The organism is Halobacteria archaeon AArc-dxtr1 (genome assembly GCA_025517425.1).
GTDB lineage: Archaea > Halobacteriota > Halobacteria > Halobacteriales > Natrialbaceae > Halostagnicola.
This window is the reverse complement of record JAOPJY010000001.1, coordinates 423,252-439,290: the sequence shown is the minus strand read 5'-3', so window position 1 is coordinate 439,290 and position 16,039 is coordinate 423,252. Positions and strand designations below refer to the sequence as shown.

Sequence of the window (16,039 nt, the reverse complement as noted above, 5' to 3'; positions counted from 1 at the left end):
AATTGATAACAGCGTGTTTCCGCACGGTAGGAGGAGTATATGACACACGAAAATTCCCCGTGTTTCGCCGGTAAATTGTCTCTCAACAGCCCCAAACAGAGAGTAATCAATACCTACGCCTCACGTTAAAGCTACCCAGATTGTCCACAGATAGTGACGGTTCTAAAACAATTTGGAGCTACCCCTTTGGGGAGAGCCCCACTACACAGAACTACGATGTCACAGAGAATCGACGATGCGGATTCGGCGCTGCGAGACACACTGTATCGCTGTCTGTCCCACCCCTACCGACGCCGGATCCTCGCGACGGTCACAGAGACGGAGTCGGTCGTCGAAACCGAGACGCTCGCTTCGCAACTCGAAGAGACGAATGCCGACGACGCGGCCGCGACCGGACATGTCGCGATCCGAACTGCCCTCGTACACGTCCACCTCCCAATGCTCGACGAGGCGGACCTCGTCGACTGGAACCGGGACGCTGGATCCGTCTCCGGCGGCAATCGCTTACCCGCTGACGAATCGAGCGAGAGCTCCCGGGCTGGGAGCGAGACCGACTGGGAAGTCATCGCATCCACGCTATCGAAACGACGCAACCAGCTCGTCCTCTCGGTCGTAAGCGAGGCGAGCGATCAGATCGAATCGAAGACCATCGCTCGACAGGTCACGCAGCGCGAACGCTCTGAAGGCAAACAGTCTATCTCGGCCGAGGAAGTTCACATCTCGCTGCACCACCACCACCTCCCGGCGCTCGACGATGCGGGACTGATTGAGTACGACTCGGAGACACACTCCGTCACGTACCGAAACCATCCCTACGTCGAGGACGCGTGGTTCCAAGTGGACGTCGACAGCAGCCAGCGCAGCGGACCGGCCCTCGTACGCGCCCCGCTGTAAGCCAGTCGATGGGACGACCTATCGGTAATTCTTGAACAGCAGCGCCCGCACGTCGTCTTTCGTCTGCACGTCTTCGACGGTGCCGTCGGGAAGCGTCACACTGTATCGGTAATCGGCCGAGGAGGACTCTTCCCACTTGTCGTCGTGGGTATCGAGGAGATTCATCATCTCGTTTAACATGTCGTCGTCGTCGGCAGCGCCCTCGTCGGAACCCGACGACTCCTCGGAATCTGCGTCCGACGTCTCCGCGTCCGACGATTCCGCCTCCGCCTCCGGCTCCTCCCTCTCATCCGTCTCATCGCCGTCTGCTCCGTCTACGGACTCAACTGGATCTGCAGATTCAGTGGCAGTCGAACTCTCGTCGTACGCCACGGCGGCTAGTCCCTCGGCGTCTGCACCGGTCGGTACGTCGTCGACGTCCAACTCGACATCGAGGTCCTCGCCAACGTTATCGAGTAAGAACTGGATGACGTCGCGCTCTCTGACGTGGCCGTACTTGCCGACGACCTGTTCGGAGATGGCCTCGCGGAGGTGTTGTACCAGCGCGTACTGCTCGTCCGTGACTTCGAGGGACTTCATACTCCGTCGATACTGGGTCGGAGTACATATAGGTGGGTCACAGCTGACTGTCCGTCGAGCCGACACCGAACCCGGTATTTAAGCCGGGGCACGCGCAAGCGTCGCATATGGCGCTACTGGAATCCGAACCCGAACTGGACGCCGGCGACACAGCCCCCGACTTCGAGCTCGAGGGCACAGACGGCGACACCTACACGCTCGACTCGTTTGCCGACTCCGAGGCCCTCCTGCTCGTCTTCACCTGCAACCACTGCCCGTACGCCCAGGCCAAGTTCGACCTCATGAACGAGCTGGCCGACGAGTACGACGACGCCGCCGTCGTCGGCATCAACCCGAACGACGCCGAGGAGTACCCCGAAGACTCTCTGGAGAAGATGCGGGAGTTCGTCGCCGACGGTCGGATTGCGTTCGACGCCTACCTCCGGGATGCAGACCAATCGGTCGCCGCGGAGTACGGTGCGGTCTGTACTCCGGATCCGTTCCTCTTCGAAGCCGCCGACGACGGCAGCTTTCGTCTGGCCTACCAGGGCCGGCTCGACGACGCGCTGAATCCAGAGGACGAACCGAGCCGGTATCACGTCAGGGAGGCCATCGACGCGATTCTCGCCGACGAGCCGGTCGAACTCGAGTGGCAGCCCTCCCAGGGCTGTTCGATCAAGTGGATCGAATACGAGTAATCGCGAGCCGTTTTGGACGCACTCAGGCAGGCGCGCCGTTCGTCTCGTAGTGCCAGCGGGTGACAGGCCAGACGAGCAGCGTTGCGATCCCAAGTCCGACGAGTCCGCCGGCCCCCGCCGGCGACGAGATCGGCGCCTCCCAGACGAGCAGCGCCAGCGGTGCAAGTGCGACCATGGCGAGTCCGAACCGAGCACTGACCCAGAAGACGGGGCGCACGCCGACTCGCGGTCGCTGGAGCCAGCGGCCAAGTGTGACCAGCTGCCAGCCGGCGAAGGCGCCCAGCGCTGCCGTCGCGACGACGACTGATTCCCAGCTCCCGCCGCTTGTACCGACGAAGATGCCGGCGCCACCGACGGCCAAGGCGAACGCGATCGTCGGCTGGTCGCTGGTTCGACGGTGAAGCAGCTGTCGGGCGACGCGCCAGATGAGCAGCCCCAGCGCGACGCCGACGACGACGTCCACGAGGTAGTGGACGCCCAGCGCGACCCGAGAGAGACTGACGATGGCGATGATCACCGCAGCCGCCAGGTGGCGCAGCCGGCGCGTCCCGACGGAGAGGACGTTCGCGAGCCCAATGTAGACGAGCGTCGCACCGACGGCGTGGCCGCTCGGAAAGCCGTAGCCACTCGCCGTCGCCGTCAGTTCGTACAGCGGCTGGACGAGTCCCGGTAGCAACGCGGGGTCCAGTAGCGCCTCCTCGGGACGAGGGAGGCCGAACAGTTCCTTCAGCCCCTTGTAGAGCCCGAGCCCGGCCAGCCAGACGCCAGCGACGGTCGCAATTCCGTCCCGATCCGACGCGCCAGCCCAGTAGAGGGCGCCGAGCAGGAGGGCAAGAAACCAGATCGATCCCAGCTGCGTGAGCATGGCGACGACCACCGCTACCCACTCGGGAACCAGGTTCTGAATCGGCTCGAACTCGCCGATACCGCGTGACATACCTCGCGTTCACCGGGACCGGAAGAAAACGTTCGCTGATCTATTAGTTTCTGAGACAGACCGAAATCCGTTAGCCCGAGAGCATCAGGGGACCGATCAGTACGCCCATCAGATGGACGCGCCGAGCCCGAAATCGGACCGGAACCATCCCGATTGCGGCGGCGACGATGAAGACGAAAACGCCGAGGGAGCCGGTAAATAGGTAGGAGAGGACGAGCAAGAGCGACAGCACCGCAGCCGAGATCTTCCAGTAGGCGACCCGTCCGACCAGTTCGAGATAGACGTCGCCGATGACCAGCACCAGTACGAAGCCGATCGCACCAGCGACGAGCACGCTCGCGAGCAGTATCGGTAACTCGAGCGGGGCGTTTGCGTTCTCGAATGCGACCATTACGCCGCTTCTGGGCTGGCCGATCGCCGCCAGCGCGACCAGCGCGAAGATCGTGTTCGACGTATCGACGCCGCTGGTCGCGACGATGTAGCCCCGATCGCCCGCGTTTCCGGGCACGAAGACCAGCACGGCGACGGCTGCGATTGCCGCCGAAATCCCCGGCAGGTAGCCGACGACTGCGCCGGCAAGCGCGCCGGCCAGCGCCGTCGCGAGGAGCAGCGGTTTCGAGAGCCGAATGTGGGCGTCCGACTGTGGGGGAACGCCGCCGCCCCGGATCGCGTCGATGAGGACCGGCGCACCGAACAGGCCCGCAAAGAGCGGCGCGAGCATCCCGCCGGCCGAGAGCGGCGACTCCGGAGAGAGATCGAGTGTCGCGAGACCGAGTGCGCCAGCCAGAGCAAACGATATCGCCGCGCCGACGCGCCGGCGCCAGGTAAATTCGGAGGCAACGAGGGCGACGACGACCACCGCCAGTACGAGCGGGAGGTTCGCTCGGACCGTCGGATACACCGCCAGCACAGACCAGGTGATCGGAATCGCGAGGGGGATCGCGGCGACGACCGCAAGCAGGCTCCCCAGCGCCGAGAGCCGGATCGCCTCGTAGCCCCGTCCCTGCTGGACCAGTCGGTGGCCCGGCAAGGCGGTGACGGCCATCTCCGCGTCCGGAACGCCCAGTGCCATCGCCGGGACGGCGTTGACGAACGTGTGGACGACCCCCGCCGCGAGCATGGCCGCGCCGACGAACAGCGGCTCGCCCGGCAGCGAGGGCGCGATTCCGGCGAGCAACAGCGCGAAGTTGTTCGCGTGCAGCCCCGGAACGAGGCCGCTACAGGAGCCAAGCGCCGCCCCGGCGAGCACCCATAGACAGAGCTCGACGACGAGCACCGGGTCCGACACGAGTTCGAACGAAGGGACGGCCATCGCGAGTCTCTGGCCGCGCTCTCGCTTTTAAACTCGTGCTCGTCGGGAGTGAGACGGGGACGGCAGCGCCACGGCTCGACGGTCAGTGGCCAAAAAATCGCGTGTCGGTTACCGCGTGGTTGCCGAGTTAGCCGAAGAGTTCGCCGAGACCCTCGCCGCTGGCCTCTTCCTCTTCGTCATCGTCGTCGTCTTCCTCTGCGGCGTCGGCCTCGTCGGCCTCCTCGTCGTCACCGCCCTCGTCGGCGTCGGCGGCGCCAGCCGAGCCACCGGCTCCACCGGCAGCGGGGACGGCGGCGGCCTCCTCGACGGCCTCCTCGATGTCGACGTCCTCGAGCGCGGCGACGAGCGCCTTGACACGGGACTCCTCGACGTCGACGCCGGCGGCGTCGAGCACGTCGGTGACGTTCTCTTCGGTGATCTCTGCGTCCGATTCGTTCAGGATGAGTGCAGCGTAAACGTATTCCATTGTAATCTGTGTGTAGTGTCGTTATCCGAACATCGCGCCGAGACCTTCCGCGCCGTCGCCGTCGTCTTCGTCGTCATCGTCGGCGTCGGCATCTGCCTCAGCGTCGTCGTCGGGCTGGTCGTCTGTCGATTCGTCTTCGTCGGCTTCCTCAGTGGCCGCGGGCGCGGCCGGGGCCTCGACACCCTGGAGCTCCTCGGGGAGTGCCTCCTCGTCGTCGATCTGGGCCGCGAGCGCGCGAAGCTGCGCGTCGGCCTTGCTGACGAGGTCGGGCATGAGCGCTTCGTCCTCGATCGCGGCGTGTAGACCGAGGCTCTTTGCCTCGCCGGTCGCCTTCGCGATGAGCGTCGGCGCCGTGCTTGCGGTCGGGTAGCTCGCGTTGATCGAGAGGTTTCGGGCGCCGGCGGCGGCCGCCTGGACGTCGCTGCGGTAGGCATCGACATCGATGTCGAGATCCTCGGGGTCGAAGAGGACGCCCTCGGCGACGACAGCCCGAAGGTCGAGTCCGACCTCCTTGGGCTCGATGCCGAGCTCGTTCAGGACGTTCGAGAGGTCAGCGGAGACCTCCTCGCCGGCATCCAGAACCGTCGAGTCTTCCATGACTTGAATCGAGCCGTCCTCGATGCGTGCGTTCGCGCCGATCTGCTGGAGTTCGCCGACGAACGGACCCGGGTCGACGCCGGTGTCGCCCTCGGGAATGACGATATCGTTCGGGGCGACCTCGCCCTCGTTGATCGGGGCGGGCGTCTTCGAGGCTTCGAGTTCCTTGTAGAGCGCGAAGGGATTGTCGTTCGTCGCGATGAGTCCGACCTGTCCCTCGACGTGTTCGACGAGATCGTCGAGTCCGGCGTCGTCCAACGCACGCGTCTGGAGCGTGTTGCGGCTCACGCGCAGGACCGCGGTTCCGTGGAGGCCACGGCGCATGTCCTGGAGCTGCTTCGACGGAATGCCGGCGATGCCGACGACGCCGACGCTCTCGTACTCGTCGATGAGCGTCGCGAGTTCGTCGACCTCCTCGCGTTTCCACTCGGGGAGGTTCTCGGTCTTTCGTTCGGCTCCGGCGCTCATGTTAGGCCACCTCCACGGACGGCCCCATCGTCGTCTTGACGTAGACGCCGTCGATGTTCTGTGGACCCTTTTCTAAGTCGGCGTGCAGGCGGCGGAGGATCACGTCGATGTTACTCGAGATGTCCTCTGCGGACATGTCCTCGGCGCCGACGAGCGTGTGGAACGTTCGCCGGTCGCCAGAGCGCAGCTGCACGGTGTTCTTGAGCCGGTTGACGGTCTCGACGACGTCGTCGTCGGGCGCGAGCGGATCGGGCATCTTCCCTCGAGGACCCAGGATCGTACCCAGGTGTCGGGCGATGTCTTGCATCATCGCCTCCTCGGCGATGAAGAAGTCCGTCTCGTCTGCCATATCCTTGGCGTCGTCGTCGTCCAGATCGGCCACGTCGTCGCCGGAGAGGACGTCGTCTGCAGCCTCCTCGGCGCGGACCGCGGTCTCGCCTTCGGCGATGACCACGATGATCGTCTCCTGGCCGGTTCCGGACGGCAGGACGATGGATTCATCTACACGGTTCGACGGTTCGTTCAAATCAAGGTCGCGCAAGTTGATCGCGAGGTCTACCGTCTCGGTGAAGTTCCGATCGGGCGACTCCTCGAGTGCGCGAGCCACTGCGGTTTCAATATCCGAATCTGCCATCGTTCACCTCCGTAGTACGCAGGGATGCTCCTACGGGTCAGTGAAACAGGCGAAGCCTGTCTCCATTGAAACGAGTGTCATCGCGGACTTAAACCCGTCGAACCGAGATTCCGGTGGACGGTCGAGACGGGCCCCGAATCCGTCGAACGCGGGGGAACGGCTAACTCGCTCGGCGAAATTGGTGGGAGTATGGCGACGAATCGACCCGGAATCGACCTCGCGTCACTGGGACCGCTTCACTGGGTCGGGGTCGTCCTCGCGCTGGTGAGCGCCGCCGTTCACCTCGTCCTCGGAATCGGCTTTCTCCCCCACTGGATGGGCGTCCTCTTTTTGCTCGCGACCGGCGGCTTTCTCGGCGCGATCGTCCTGTTGCTGGTGAACTACCGCCGTCGCCTGCTGTATCTGGTCGGGATCCCGTTCGTCGGCGTCCAGCTCGTCGGCTGGTACGCCGTCAACGAGCCGACCGCGCTCGGAGCGATCTCGACGATCGAGGTGGTCGATAAGGTCGCCCAGCTGTTGTTACTCGCCATCCTGGTGGTGCTGTACCGCCGTGAGACGGTGTGAGCCGGGATCCCGAAGACAGCCCCGTGACCGCCGTCGAACGGGACGCCCGACAGCTGGGAACGATTCGGCTGCTTCGTGCCTCCCGAACCCAGCTCGCTGGCGCCGCGGGCGCAATCGCACTCGGCGCCGCCATTGCGCTCGTCGCGACGCGACTGAGCCACCCGGCCGCCATCGGCCCGCCGTATCTCGCCGGTGTCACAGCCACCGCGATCGCCGCGTTCGGGGCGACCGCGTGGACCATCACCCGCATCCGCGGCGGAAACGCGGACGCCGAAAGCCGGGCTACCAAGGATAGCCCGCCGACACCGCTTACGACGGCCACGATCCTGACGCTGGGACGTGTCGGGCTCGTCGCGGGGGTAGGCGGGTTCGCGCTCGTCGCCTACCCCGAAGGAACAACCGCGTGGCTTCCGGCGATGCTGTTCGGCGTCGCCGCGGCGCTCGACGGCGTCGACGGAGCCCTCGCTCGGGCGACGGGAACGACCACCGTCCTCGGCGAGAAGCTCGATGCGAGCGGAGACTCACTCACCGTCCTCGTCGGCGCCGTCGTCGCGGTAAGCGTCGGGTTCGCCCCCGTCGTCTACCTCGCCGCCGGCGCTGCACGGTACGCGTTCGTCGGTGGCATTCGCTACCGCGAGTTCCGAGACCGACCCGTTTACCCGCTGCCGCCCAGCCAGCTGCGGCGGGTCGTCGGCGTCTGCCAGCTGGTGGCGATCTTTCTGGCGCTTTCCCCGCTTCTTGGAACGGGAGCGTCGCGGCTGGTGACGACCCTGGCGTTGGCACCGCTGCTCGCGAGCTTCGGTCGCGACTGGCTGGCGGTCAGCGGCCGACTCGGACGGTGAGGCGGTCGCCGGGAGGCGAACGACCAAGTGTCAGCGACGCGAACACGGTGTCGTGACGCGGGTACACGAACCGACCGACGGAGCCACCCCACGGATCCCCAGATGACCACGAACGTCGACGAAAGGCGCAGCCTCTACGTTACCGGACCGGGGCAGGTGACACACCGCCAGGAGTCGCTTCCGGAACCGGACCGAGACGAGATACAGATCCGAACCGCCTACTCGGCGATCAGCGCCGGGACGGAGCGACTGCTCTTCGAGGGGGAGGTGCCGACGAAATCCGAACCGGACGATCCTATCGACGCGATCGCAACCGACTTCTCGTACCCGCTGAAGTACGGCTACGCGGCCGTCGGGCACGTAATGGATGTCGGGAGTGCCGTCGACGACGAGTGGCTGGATCGGCGCGTGTTCGCGTACAATCCACACGAGAGCGGGTTCACCGTCGAGCCATCGGCAGTCGTCCCGCTCTCGCCGGCGTGTTCACCCGAGACGGCGACGCTGCTCGCGAACATCGAGACGGCCGTCACGCTCGCGCTCGACGGCGCCCCCGTCGTCGGCGAGCGCGTCGCGATCTTTGGCCAGGGTGTCGTGGGATTGCTGACCACGGCTGTCCTCTCCCGGTACCCGCTGGATACGCTCGTGACCGTCGATCACCACGAGCGGCGCCGGAAGCTCTCCGAGCGCCTCGGCGCAGACCTCTCTATCGATCCCGCCGAGGCGTCCGCAGAAGACGTTCTCGAGGGGGACGACCGCGCCGATCTCACCTACGAACTGACCGGCTCGCCGGCTGCACTCGACGACGCGATTACGGCGACTGGCTACGACGGACGCGTCGTCGTCGGCTCCTGGTACGGGTCTCGAACCGCACCGATCGATCTCGGGGGGCGCTTTCACCGGAGTCGGATCTCGATCGAGAGCAGTCAGGTGAGCACGATCGCACCCGAGTACACCGGCCGGTGGAGCCGCGAGCGACGCCACGACCTCGCGCTCGACCTCCTCGCAGAGATCCCAGCCGAGGAGCTCATCACCCACCGGATTCCGTTCGAGCGCGCGCGTGAGGCCTACGAACTGGTCGCGGACCGCCCCCACGAGGCGGTCGGCGTCCTCCTCGAGTACGGTCGCCACGAGACGCAGCCGTCAGCCGACGACGGTTGGCGCTAACGTTTTGGTTACTCCACCAGACTGTAGACGCACGCAGAATGTACGCAGTCTCCGTTTCCCGGTCGTTCGTCGCCCAGCACTACCTGACGGTACCCGATCCGGGGCCCGAGGGACGGCTCCACAGCCACTGTTTCGACGTCGAGATCGAAGTCGCCGGACCGGAGCGCAACGAGTACGAGTACCTCGTCGATATCGACAACCTCACCGCAGCCGTCGACGACACCGTCGACGCGTTTCGCGACGAGACACTGAACGAACTCCCGCCGTTCGACGGGCGAAATCCGAGCGTCGAGTTGCTCGCGAAGACCCTCGGCGATCGCCTCCTCAAACGGTTCGATCCCGTCGGCGCGACCCGGTTGCGGGTCGCGATCGAGGAGGACGACGTCGCGACGGTGAGCCACGAGCGGGCGCTCTAACCGTGTACGTCGGACTGGTCGTCTACGGCGGACTCTCCGAACGCTCCGGGGGATTCCGGTACGATCGACGGCTCGCGGCGACACTCGAGGACGCGGGCCACACCGTCGAGGTCGTCGCGCTCCCCTGGCGGTCCTACGGCCGGAGTCTCGTCGACGGGCTCTCACCGACGGTCCGGTCCCGGCTGGATCGCCCCTACGACGTCTTGTTGCAAGACGAGCTCTGTCACCCTGTGTTGTGGCGACACAACCGCCGGCTGACTCGCCCGACGGCGATCGTCTCGCTGGTCCACCTTCTGCGGTCGTCGCCCGGGCCTGGGCTGACCGGCTCGATCGCCAAGCCGATCGAGCGTCGATACCTCGCGACCGTCGACGGCGTCGTCTGCCCGAGTGCCGACCTCGGGCGCCGTGTTCGAGCTCTCACGAGCGGCGACGGACGCCGATCATCCGGGCACAGCGATCGGGGCCCGCCGTCGGTGATCGCGCCGCCGGCTGGCCGCACCGAGGGAGCTGCGGTGTCGGCCGAGGCGGTGGCGAATCGAGCGCGCGCCGATCCATTTCGGGTGCTCTTTCTCGGCTCGTTCGTCCCGCGAAAGGGGCTGCACACACTCGTCGACGCCCTCGAGCGACGTGCGGACGACTCCGGGACGTCGTGGGAGTTCGTCGCGATCGGACCCACAGACGCCGCCCCGGAGTACGCCCGCCGCATGCGCGAGCGAATTCGGCGCCTCGAGACGGTTCGAACGTCAGTTCTGGGGGGCGTTCCCGACCGAGTCGTCGAGGCCGAACTCGACCGCGCGGACGTTCTGGTCGGTCCCTCGACCTACGAGAGCTTCGGCATGGTCTATCTGGAAGCGATGGAGTACGGAACCGTCCCGGTCGCGACGACCGCGGGTGGCGCCAGTGAGTTCGTCAGCCACCGCGAGAACGGATTTCTGCTGGCACCCGACCGTCCCGAGCTCGTTTCCGCCACCCTCGCGGAGCTAGCAGCGGATCGTGAGCGCCTCGCCGCGATGGGACAAGCAGCCCTCGAAACCGCCGACACCCACCCAACGTGGGCGGAGTCAATGGCCCGGATCAGGGAGTTTCTCTACGAACGCGTCGCAGCACAGCCGGCAGAATCCGACGACCGACAGGGGAGGGGATCGCCGTGACCGACTCGATGCAGCGGTACTTGACCGCGAAACGGACCGTTGACGACCGAGCGCTGAACCGGCGCGTCTGGGAGGCGTTTGTGGACGTACTCGACGAGCGGGCGCGCGAACGCGGTGACGAGCCGGTTCGAATCCTCGAACTCGGGGCCGGGACCGGGACGATGATCGCCCGGCTCGCAGCGTGGGACGCGCTCCCGTCGGGAACCGTTCGGTATCGAGCGATCGACCGCGACGCAGCGAGTATCGATCACGCGCACGAAGCGCTTCCAGCGTGGCTCGAGTCAGCCGGGTACGCCGTCGAGGAAACCACAGCAGGGTTCGCGGCACTCAACACGTGCGACGGCGAGGAGGTGGATGATGACCGCCAGCCGACCCGCCTCGAGATCTCGCTCGAGGTCGCCGACGCCTTCACAGTCGACGCGACAGCAGACGCCGTGGTGGCTGCCGCTGTCCTCGATATCGTCGACCTGGACCGCGCGCTGTCGGCGATTCGGGACGTCCTCGTTCCCGGCGGCGCCCTCTACGCGCCGGTTACGTTCGACGGCGAGACGGGATTCTCGCCCTCTCACCCCGCCGACGATCGGATCACCAGGCTCTACCACCGACACATGGACGAGATCCGGGACGAGCCGGGCGGGAGCCGGGCTGGTCGAACACTACTGACCGCGCTGCCGGCTGCCGGCGTCGACGTTCGGGCCGCCGGCGGGTCAGACTGGATCGTCCGCCCGAATAGCGAGGGCGGGTATCCGGCCGACGAGGCCGCCTTCCTCGAGGCGCTGCTCTCGACGATAGACGGGGCACTGGCGGAGTATCCGCCCGAAACACTCGATCCGGCCGATCGGCGGGAGTGGCGAGAGACGAGACGGGAACAGCTCGAACGGGGCGAACTGGTGCTCGTCGCCCACCACCTCGACGTGCTCGGGCTCGCTCCCGATCCGTCACAGTAGCGTTCAGTGGAAAATATGATACGTACCCGCTCCGTCTTCACTGTATGGCAGACTCCAACCGGACGACCGTCGAAGACGTGATGTCCACACCGCTGGAAACGATTTCGAAGGATGCGACGGTAATGGAAGCCACGCAGCAGATGCGGGCGAAAGATATCAACGCGCTGGTCGTCCCGACCTCGCCGCGCGCGATCATCAGTAGTACGGACGTTTTAGACGCCGTCGCGGAAGGGCGCGACGTCACCGAACTCCGGGTCGCCGACGTGATGACGACCGACGTCGAGACTGCCACTCCGGATCTGTACATGGAAGAGGTCGCGGCGATGATGACCACCTACGGCATCAAACACCTCCCGGTTGTCGACGATGATTACGTCGGGATGGTGTCCTCGACCGACGTCACCGCTCACCGATCGTAGCCAGCGTCGATTGTGCCACAACTGTCGATTGTGCTACAGCCATCGACAGACGCACCGCTTACGGAAGTGGGTACGACGACCCAGAAACGTGGGCCGCGAGTCTCTCGTTACTCGACGAGCGCGTCGTCGAACTCGCCGTCGTCGACTTTCTGCTTGAACTCTCGCGCGTCGACGCCCTCGATGGTGACACCCATCGAGGCGCAGGTACCGACGACTTCCTTGGCGGCGTTTTTCGTATCGTAGGCGAGCAGGTCGGGGTGTTTCTGCTCGGCGATCGTTTTGACCTGATCGATCGAGAGGTCTGCGACGAACTCCTCCTGTGGGACACCGGAGCCGGTATCGAAACCGGCCTCGTCTTTGACGAGGGCGGCCGTCGGCGGGACGCCGACGTCGATCGAGAACGAGCCGTCGTCCTCGTACTCGACGGTTACGGGCACTTCGGTGCCGTCGAACGCTGCCGTCTGGTCGTTGATGTCGCTGACGACCGCCTGTACGTCGACGGGCGTCGGTCCGAGCTCGGGACCGAGCGGTGGGCCAGGGTTGGCCTGGCCACCCGGAACGAGCACTTCGATGGTTCCAGCCATACCCGAACGAAGCCTCGCTCGAGTTTTAAGGGTTGCTTTTCGAGGCAGTCACGCCAGCCCGACGCGAACCTACCGCACGCTCTCGTCTCGCCACTCCGCGAAGGAGTCGAGGACGCGTGTCTCGTCGAATCGCTCGATACAGGGCACTTCGTGGGGGTGGACCTCGCGAACGCGGGAGACGAGCGCGTCGTAGGCGTCGTCGGTCGTCTTCGCCAGCAAAACGACCTCGTCGTCGCGGTGAATGTCCCCCTCCCAGCGGTAGGTCGAGGTACAGGGAACCTGATTGACGCAGGCAGCCAGACGCTCGGAGACGAGCGTCGTCGCGATCTCCTCGGCGGCGTCGGGGGGCGACGTAACGTACGCGGTCGGCATGGGCTGGGATACGGCGCTGGCGCTGAAAAAGCTGGCCGTCGGAGCGTTCGGCGTCGAACGTTCAGTTATTGTTCGTCGGATTGAACGTCCCGTTGATGTCCCACTCGTGGATACAGTGGGGGTTTCCGACGCACTTCTCGCCGTCTTCGACGACGAGTTGCCAGGCTTCGAGGTAGTCGTCCCATCGTTCGGCGCGACTGCACCGTTCGCAGGTTCGGGCTGTTGGAGTTCGCAGCTGCACGCTCATTGCAGTGCTATGTGAACCGGGGGTATATAACCGTGACTGTGTGTGTCAAGGGCCGATTCGGGAGGCGTGACACATCCCCACGACACGACTCGTTGACTTCCCACGCCAATCTCACGACGAACGGACAGATATTTGGTCGAAACCAGCAATGTGTCGTCTGATGAGCCGTCTTCAATCGGCGATCGTCTACCCGATCAAGTCACTCGACGGAACGACGGTCGAGCGCGCAACCGTCGCTGAGGGCGGCGGGCTGGCGTGGGATCGCCGGTACGCCGTGGTCGACGACGCGGGCGAATACGTGAACGGAAAGCGCGAGCGGGCGATCCACCGGATTGACGCGGCGTACGACCTCGTGGCCGAGACTGTGACCGTGACCGCACCCGACGCGCCCACGAAGACGTTCGGTCTCGAGGACGAACGCGACGAGTTGGCCGCGTGGCTGTCGGCGTTTCTCGGCTACCCGGTCTCGATTCGACGCAACGAGGCGGGTGGGTTTCCGGACGATACCGACGCGGCGGGGCCGACGGTGATCGGTGCCGAAACGCTCCGCGCGGTCGCCACCTGGTACGACGAGATCGACGCCACGGAGATGCGCCGACGACTGCGCCCGAACCTGGTCGTCGGCGGCGTCGACCCCTTCTGGGAGGATCGACTCTACGACCGTCCGGGACGCGTCGTACCGTTTACCGTCGGTGAGGTCGAGTTTCGCGGCGTCAATCCGTGTCAGCGCTGTGTCGTCCCGATCCGAGAGCCAGATACCGGCGCCGAGACGACCGGGTTCAGAGAGCGGTTCGTCGAGCGTCGTGAGGAGACGCTCCCACCGTGGGCGACCCGGGAGCAGTTCGACCACTTCTTCCGGCTAATGGTGAACACGCGCGTCCCGCGTGCGTCGTGGGGTCGCGAACTCGCCGTGGGTGATGTGGTCGCGATCGAGCCTCCCATCGCAGAGGAAGTCGAGTAAGGCGCGGGGCGCCGGTGACCCGTCGCTGACGGAGAGGTGGACGTTCAGTCAGTATTAAATCCTCTTTACCGATACAATATTGTACATACAAACACCATAGTGGGTTAGAGCAACGCTTTTGTATCGAAATGGTGGCGATACCCCATGGTATATTCAGACCCATACGACCCAGATGGATCGAATCGAACGTACGAGTGTCGATCCTGTGGCCACCGTACCCAGACGGCAGAACCGATCGGCTACTGTCCTGTGTGTCAGGGCGCCGTGATGAACATCAGCGTCGCTCGCGAGTGACGGAAACCGGGGGAATGTCGGCTGTCGGCCGCGAACTGGCTGGTCGAGCGAGTACCGACTCAGCCGAAATTTGGCAGATCTTCCGGCGGCTCGTACTCGGCTTCCCAGTCGACGTACGACTCCTTTAGTAGCTCTGAGACGATCTGTCCGAACTCCGTCAGTTCGGCGTTGATCGCGGAGACGGTTCCCCAAGAGTCGAGGTCGGGATGGTACTCACGTTCCTGCCAGTCCTCGGGGATGCCGGGTGCGTGGTAGCCAACCCGGTCGGCGAAGTCGTCCCAGAAGAAGTCAAACTCGGCAAAGAGATCGAGCTCACGGGCGATCTCGTACTCACGATACTCGAGATCGGTGTCGCTGGCCCACTGCTCGAACGCCTCCTCCCAGGCGCCCTGGTCGAAAAACGCCTGCAGCTCCTCGCGCCGGTAATCGACGTCGCCGGTAGCGTCGACGCTCGCGTCGTCGTACTCGTTGGGATCGACGAACGAGAGTTCAGGCGGCGCCGGTGGCTCGACCTCGAGAGTCATAGTCGAGCGTACGGACCGTCACCCGATAAGGATTCGTCTTCCCCCCTCGCTGTCAGCCACCTCCGGCCACTATTGTTTTGTGATGCTGGAACCCCAACGCTCAATCGAGTTCCCTCCCTCTGGTAGCACATGGCAGCCTACGACGCGGCGATACTGGACGTCGACGGAACGATCGTCCGTGGAGAGACGGTTATCCCGGGAGCGACCGACGGACTGCGGGCGCTCGACGAGTCGGGCGTCGATCGACTCCTCTTCTCGAACAATCCGACTCGGGGCGCAGACCACTACGGCGAGAAGCTCGCCGCCCACGACATCGCCGTGGAGCCAGCGCGGGTGCTCACGTCGGCGACAGTCACCGCGGCGCACCTCACAGACACGTATCCGGACGGGCGTATCTATCTGGTTGGTGGCGATCGGCTGGGCGCAATCCTGGAAAACGCGGGCCTTTCGCTGACGACCGACCCCGACGACGCCGACGCCGTCCTCGGATCGTTCGATCGCGACTTTTCGTTTTCGACGCTGCACGACGTTCTCCCCGCACTCGAACGCGGGCTCCCGTTCTACGGAACCGACCCCGACACGACGATCCCCGTCGACGACGGCACGATCCCCGGATCGGGCGCGATCCTCGCGGCGATGTCGGCCGTCGCCGATCGTGAGCCGGACGAGATCCTCGGCAAACCCTCTCAGATCGCCGCAACGATGGCGATGGAACGACTCGACGCCACCCCCGAGCGAACGCTGGTGGTCGGGGACCGGCTCGATACGGATATCGCTCTCGGCGCTCGAGCCGGGGCAGCCACCGCGCTCGTACAGACCGGAATCGCCGACGGCGACGACCACGAAGACGCCCCCATCGAACCCGACTACGTCCTCGATTCTCTGGGCGACATCGAGGAGTTGCTGTGAGTGGGTGTGCTAACAGTATCGATCGCGGGATCCACGTCTTCCTACCGGCTTCGATACAGGTAAAAGTCGTCACCGAGTGTG

At 65.2% G+C, this 16,039-nt stretch carries 22 protein-coding genes; 12 read left to right on the top strand and 10 right to left on the bottom strand.

Annotated elements, in window-relative coordinates:
* Positions 1-216 precede the first annotated feature (216 nt).
* Positions 217-894: a hypothetical protein gene (locus OB905_02320; GenBank protein MCU4924819.1), complete on the top strand. Its 678-nt coding sequence runs from the start codon at positions 217-219 to the stop codon at positions 892-894.
* A gap of 18 nt (positions 895-912) precedes the next feature.
* Here OB905_02320 and OB905_02315 read toward each other — a convergent pair whose 3' ends face one another.
* Positions 913-1,473: a hypothetical protein gene (locus OB905_02315; protein ID MCU4924818.1), complete on the bottom strand. Its 561-nt coding sequence runs from the start codon at positions 1,471-1,473 to the stop codon at positions 913-915.
* 107 nt (positions 1,474-1,580) lie between these two features.
* Between OB905_02315 and OB905_02310 the strand changes: the two genes are divergently transcribed.
* On the top strand, positions 1,581-2,150 hold the full coding sequence (locus OB905_02310; GenBank protein ID MCU4924817.1) for a thioredoxin family protein: 570 nt from the start codon (positions 1,581-1,583) through the stop codon (positions 2,148-2,150).
* Positions 2,151-2,172: 22 nt separating this feature from the next.
* Here the strand turns inward: OB905_02310 and OB905_02305 are convergent, their stop codons facing one another.
* The 5 genes from OB905_02305 to OB905_02285 all read right to left on the bottom strand — a co-directional run bounded on the left by OB905_02305 (position 2,173) and on the right by OB905_02285 (position 6,564).
* Positions 2,173-3,087 carry a phosphatase PAP2 family protein gene (locus OB905_02305; protein ID MCU4924816.1) on the bottom strand — a complete coding sequence of 305 codons (915 nt, stop codon included), beginning with the start codon at positions 3,085-3,087 and terminating at the stop codon, positions 2,173-2,175.
* Positions 3,088-3,157: 70 nt separating this feature from the next.
* Entirely contained in the window at positions 3,158-4,399 is a 1,242-nt protein-coding gene (locus OB905_02300; GenBank protein MCU4924815.1) for a tripartite tricarboxylate transporter permease, read from the bottom strand.
* A gap of 127 nt (positions 4,400-4,526) precedes the next feature.
* A complete protein-coding gene (gene rpl12p / locus OB905_02295) occupies positions 4,527-4,865 on the bottom strand; it encodes a 50S ribosomal protein P1 (protein ID MCU4924814.1) in 339 nt (112 codons plus the stop codon).
* Positions 4,866-4,886: 21 nt separating this feature from the next.
* On the bottom strand, positions 4,887-5,930 hold the full coding sequence (locus OB905_02290; protein MCU4924813.1) for a 50S ribosomal protein L10: 1,044 nt from the start codon (positions 5,928-5,930) through the stop codon (positions 4,887-4,889).
* 1 nt (position 5,931) lies between these two features.
* The gene (locus tag OB905_02285; protein MCU4924812.1) at positions 5,932-6,564 is read right to left on the bottom strand and encodes a 50S ribosomal protein L1; all 633 of its coding nucleotides are present in this window, start codon (positions 6,562-6,564) and stop codon (positions 5,932-5,934) included.
* A 189-nt stretch (positions 6,565-6,753) separates the two neighbouring features.
* On the opposite strand from OB905_02285, the gene OB905_02280 reads away from it, so the two are divergent.
* The 7 genes from OB905_02280 to OB905_02250 all read left to right on the top strand — a co-directional run bounded on the left by OB905_02280 (position 6,754) and on the right by OB905_02250 (position 12,067).
* On the top strand, positions 6,754-7,128 hold the full coding sequence (locus OB905_02280) for a hypothetical protein (protein ID MCU4924811.1): 375 nt from the start codon (positions 6,754-6,756) through the stop codon (positions 7,126-7,128).
* Complete coding sequence (locus OB905_02275) at positions 7,125-7,970, top strand: CDP-alcohol phosphatidyltransferase family protein (GenBank protein ID MCU4924810.1); 846 nt, start codon at positions 7,125-7,127, stop codon at positions 7,968-7,970. The genes OB905_02280 and OB905_02275 overlap by 4 nt, the downstream gene beginning before the upstream one ends.
* A gap of 102 nt (positions 7,971-8,072) precedes the next feature.
* Positions 8,073-9,134 (top strand): zinc-binding alcohol dehydrogenase, encoded by a 1,062-nt coding sequence (locus OB905_02270; GenBank protein MCU4924809.1) that lies wholly within the window; start codon positions 8,073-8,075, stop codon positions 9,132-9,134.
* Between the two features lie 38 nt (positions 9,135-9,172).
* On the top strand, positions 9,173-9,550 hold the full coding sequence (locus OB905_02265) for a 6-carboxytetrahydropterin synthase (protein ID MCU4924808.1): 378 nt from the start codon (positions 9,173-9,175) through the stop codon (positions 9,548-9,550).
* Between the two features lie 2 nt (positions 9,551-9,552).
* Complete coding sequence (locus OB905_02260) at positions 9,553-10,701, top strand: glycosyltransferase family 4 protein (GenBank protein ID MCU4924807.1); 1,149 nt, start codon at positions 9,553-9,555, stop codon at positions 10,699-10,701.
* Positions 10,698-11,648, top strand: coding sequence for a methyltransferase (locus OB905_02255; GenBank protein ID MCU4924806.1), 951 nt, complete (start codon positions 10,698-10,700; stop codon positions 11,646-11,648). The genes OB905_02260 and OB905_02255 overlap by 4 nt, the downstream gene beginning before the upstream one ends.
* Before the next feature lie 44 nt (positions 11,649-11,692).
* On the top strand, positions 11,693-12,067 hold the full coding sequence (locus OB905_02250; protein ID MCU4924805.1) for a CBS domain-containing protein: 375 nt from the start codon (positions 11,693-11,695) through the stop codon (positions 12,065-12,067).
* A gap of 107 nt (positions 12,068-12,174) precedes the next feature.
* Here OB905_02250 and OB905_02245 read toward each other — a convergent pair whose 3' ends face one another.
* From OB905_02245 to OB905_02235, 3 genes are all read right to left on the bottom strand, one after another.
* Positions 12,175-12,651 (bottom strand): 50S ribosomal protein L11, encoded by a 477-nt coding sequence (locus OB905_02245; protein MCU4924804.1) that lies wholly within the window; start codon positions 12,649-12,651, stop codon positions 12,175-12,177.
* A 69-nt stretch (positions 12,652-12,720) separates the two neighbouring features.
* Positions 12,721-13,023, bottom strand: coding sequence for a divalent-cation tolerance protein CutA (locus OB905_02240; protein ID MCU4924803.1), 303 nt, complete (start codon positions 13,021-13,023; stop codon positions 12,721-12,723).
* 61 nt (positions 13,024-13,084) lie between these two features.
* Positions 13,085-13,270 (bottom strand): hypothetical protein, encoded by a 186-nt coding sequence (locus tag OB905_02235; protein MCU4924802.1) that lies wholly within the window; start codon positions 13,268-13,270, stop codon positions 13,085-13,087.
* A 160-nt stretch (positions 13,271-13,430) separates the two neighbouring features.
* On the opposite strand from OB905_02235, the gene OB905_02230 reads away from it, so the two are divergent.
* Positions 13,431-14,231: an MOSC N-terminal beta barrel domain-containing protein gene (locus OB905_02230; GenBank protein ID MCU4924801.1), complete on the top strand. Its 801-nt coding sequence runs from the start codon at positions 13,431-13,433 to the stop codon at positions 14,229-14,231.
* A gap of 144 nt (positions 14,232-14,375) precedes the next feature.
* Complete coding sequence (locus tag OB905_02225; GenBank protein MCU4924800.1) at positions 14,376-14,525, top strand: rubrerythrin-like domain-containing protein; 150 nt, start codon at positions 14,376-14,378, stop codon at positions 14,523-14,525.
* Positions 14,526-14,584: 59 nt separating this feature from the next.
* Here OB905_02225 and OB905_02220 read toward each other — a convergent pair whose 3' ends face one another.
* Positions 14,585-15,049 carry a hypothetical protein gene (locus OB905_02220; GenBank protein MCU4924799.1) on the bottom strand — a complete coding sequence of 155 codons (465 nt, stop codon included), beginning with the start codon at positions 15,047-15,049 and terminating at the stop codon, positions 14,585-14,587.
* Between the two features lie 129 nt (positions 15,050-15,178).
* Between OB905_02220 and OB905_02215 the strand changes: the two genes are divergently transcribed.
* Complete coding sequence (locus tag OB905_02215) at positions 15,179-15,958, top strand: HAD-IIA family hydrolase (protein ID MCU4924798.1); 780 nt, start codon at positions 15,179-15,181, stop codon at positions 15,956-15,958.
* Positions 15,959-16,039 lie beyond the last annotated feature (81 nt).

Bases quoted from the DNA above. Each gene is read 5' to 3' on its own strand.
- OB905_02265 (MCU4924808.1), top strand. From the start codon at position 9,173: ATGTACGCAGTCTCCGTTTCCCGGTCGTTCGTCGCCCAGCACTACCTG.
- OB905_02230 (MCU4924801.1), top strand. From the start codon at position 13,431: ATGAGCCGTCTTCAATCGGCGATCGTCTACCCGATCAAGTCACTCGAC.
- OB905_02300 (MCU4924815.1), bottom strand. From the start codon at position 4,399: ATGGCCGTCCCTTCGTTCGAACTCGTGTCGGACCCGGTGCTCGTCGTC.
- rpl12p (MCU4924814.1), bottom strand. From the start codon at position 4,865: ATGGAATACGTTTACGCTGCACTCATCCTGAACGAATCGGACGCAGAG.
- OB905_02250 (MCU4924805.1), top strand. From the start codon at position 11,693: ATGGCAGACTCCAACCGGACGACCGTCGAAGACGTGATGTCCACACCG.
- OB905_02285 (MCU4924812.1), bottom strand. From the start codon at position 6,564: ATGGCAGATTCGGATATTGAAACCGCAGTGGCTCGCGCACTCGAGGAG.
- OB905_02305 (MCU4924816.1), bottom strand. From the start codon at position 3,087: ATGTCACGCGGTATCGGCGAGTTCGAGCCGATTCAGAACCTGGTTCCC.
- OB905_02215 (MCU4924798.1), top strand. From the start codon at position 15,179: ATGGCAGCCTACGACGCGGCGATACTGGACGTCGACGGAACGATCGTC.
- OB905_02240 (MCU4924803.1), bottom strand. From the start codon at position 13,023: ATGCCGACCGCGTACGTTACGTCGCCCCCCGACGCCGCCGAGGAGATC.
- OB905_02290 (MCU4924813.1), bottom strand. From the start codon at position 5,930: ATGAGCGCCGGAGCCGAACGAAAGACCGAGAACCTCCCCGAGTGGAAA.
- OB905_02220 (MCU4924799.1), bottom strand. From the start codon at position 15,049: ATGACTCTCGAGGTCGAGCCACCGGCGCCGCCTGAACTCTCGTTCGTC.
- OB905_02315 (MCU4924818.1), bottom strand. From the start codon at position 1,473: ATGAAGTCCCTCGAAGTCACGGACGAGCAGTACGCGCTGGTACAACAC.
- OB905_02225 (MCU4924800.1), top strand. From the start codon at position 14,376: ATGGTATATTCAGACCCATACGACCCAGATGGATCGAATCGAACGTAC.
- OB905_02235 (MCU4924802.1), bottom strand. From the start codon at position 13,270: ATGAGCGTGCAGCTGCGAACTCCAACAGCCCGAACCTGCGAACGGTGC.
- OB905_02270 (MCU4924809.1), top strand. From the start codon at position 8,073: ATGACCACGAACGTCGACGAAAGGCGCAGCCTCTACGTTACCGGACCG.
- OB905_02280 (MCU4924811.1), top strand. From the start codon at position 6,754: ATGGCGACGAATCGACCCGGAATCGACCTCGCGTCACTGGGACCGCTT.
- OB905_02245 (MCU4924804.1), bottom strand. From the start codon at position 12,651: ATGGCTGGAACCATCGAAGTGCTCGTTCCGGGTGGCCAGGCCAACCCT.
- OB905_02320 (MCU4924819.1), top strand. From the start codon at position 217: ATGTCACAGAGAATCGACGATGCGGATTCGGCGCTGCGAGACACACTG.
- OB905_02310 (MCU4924817.1), top strand. From the start codon at position 1,581: ATGGCGCTACTGGAATCCGAACCCGAACTGGACGCCGGCGACACAGCC.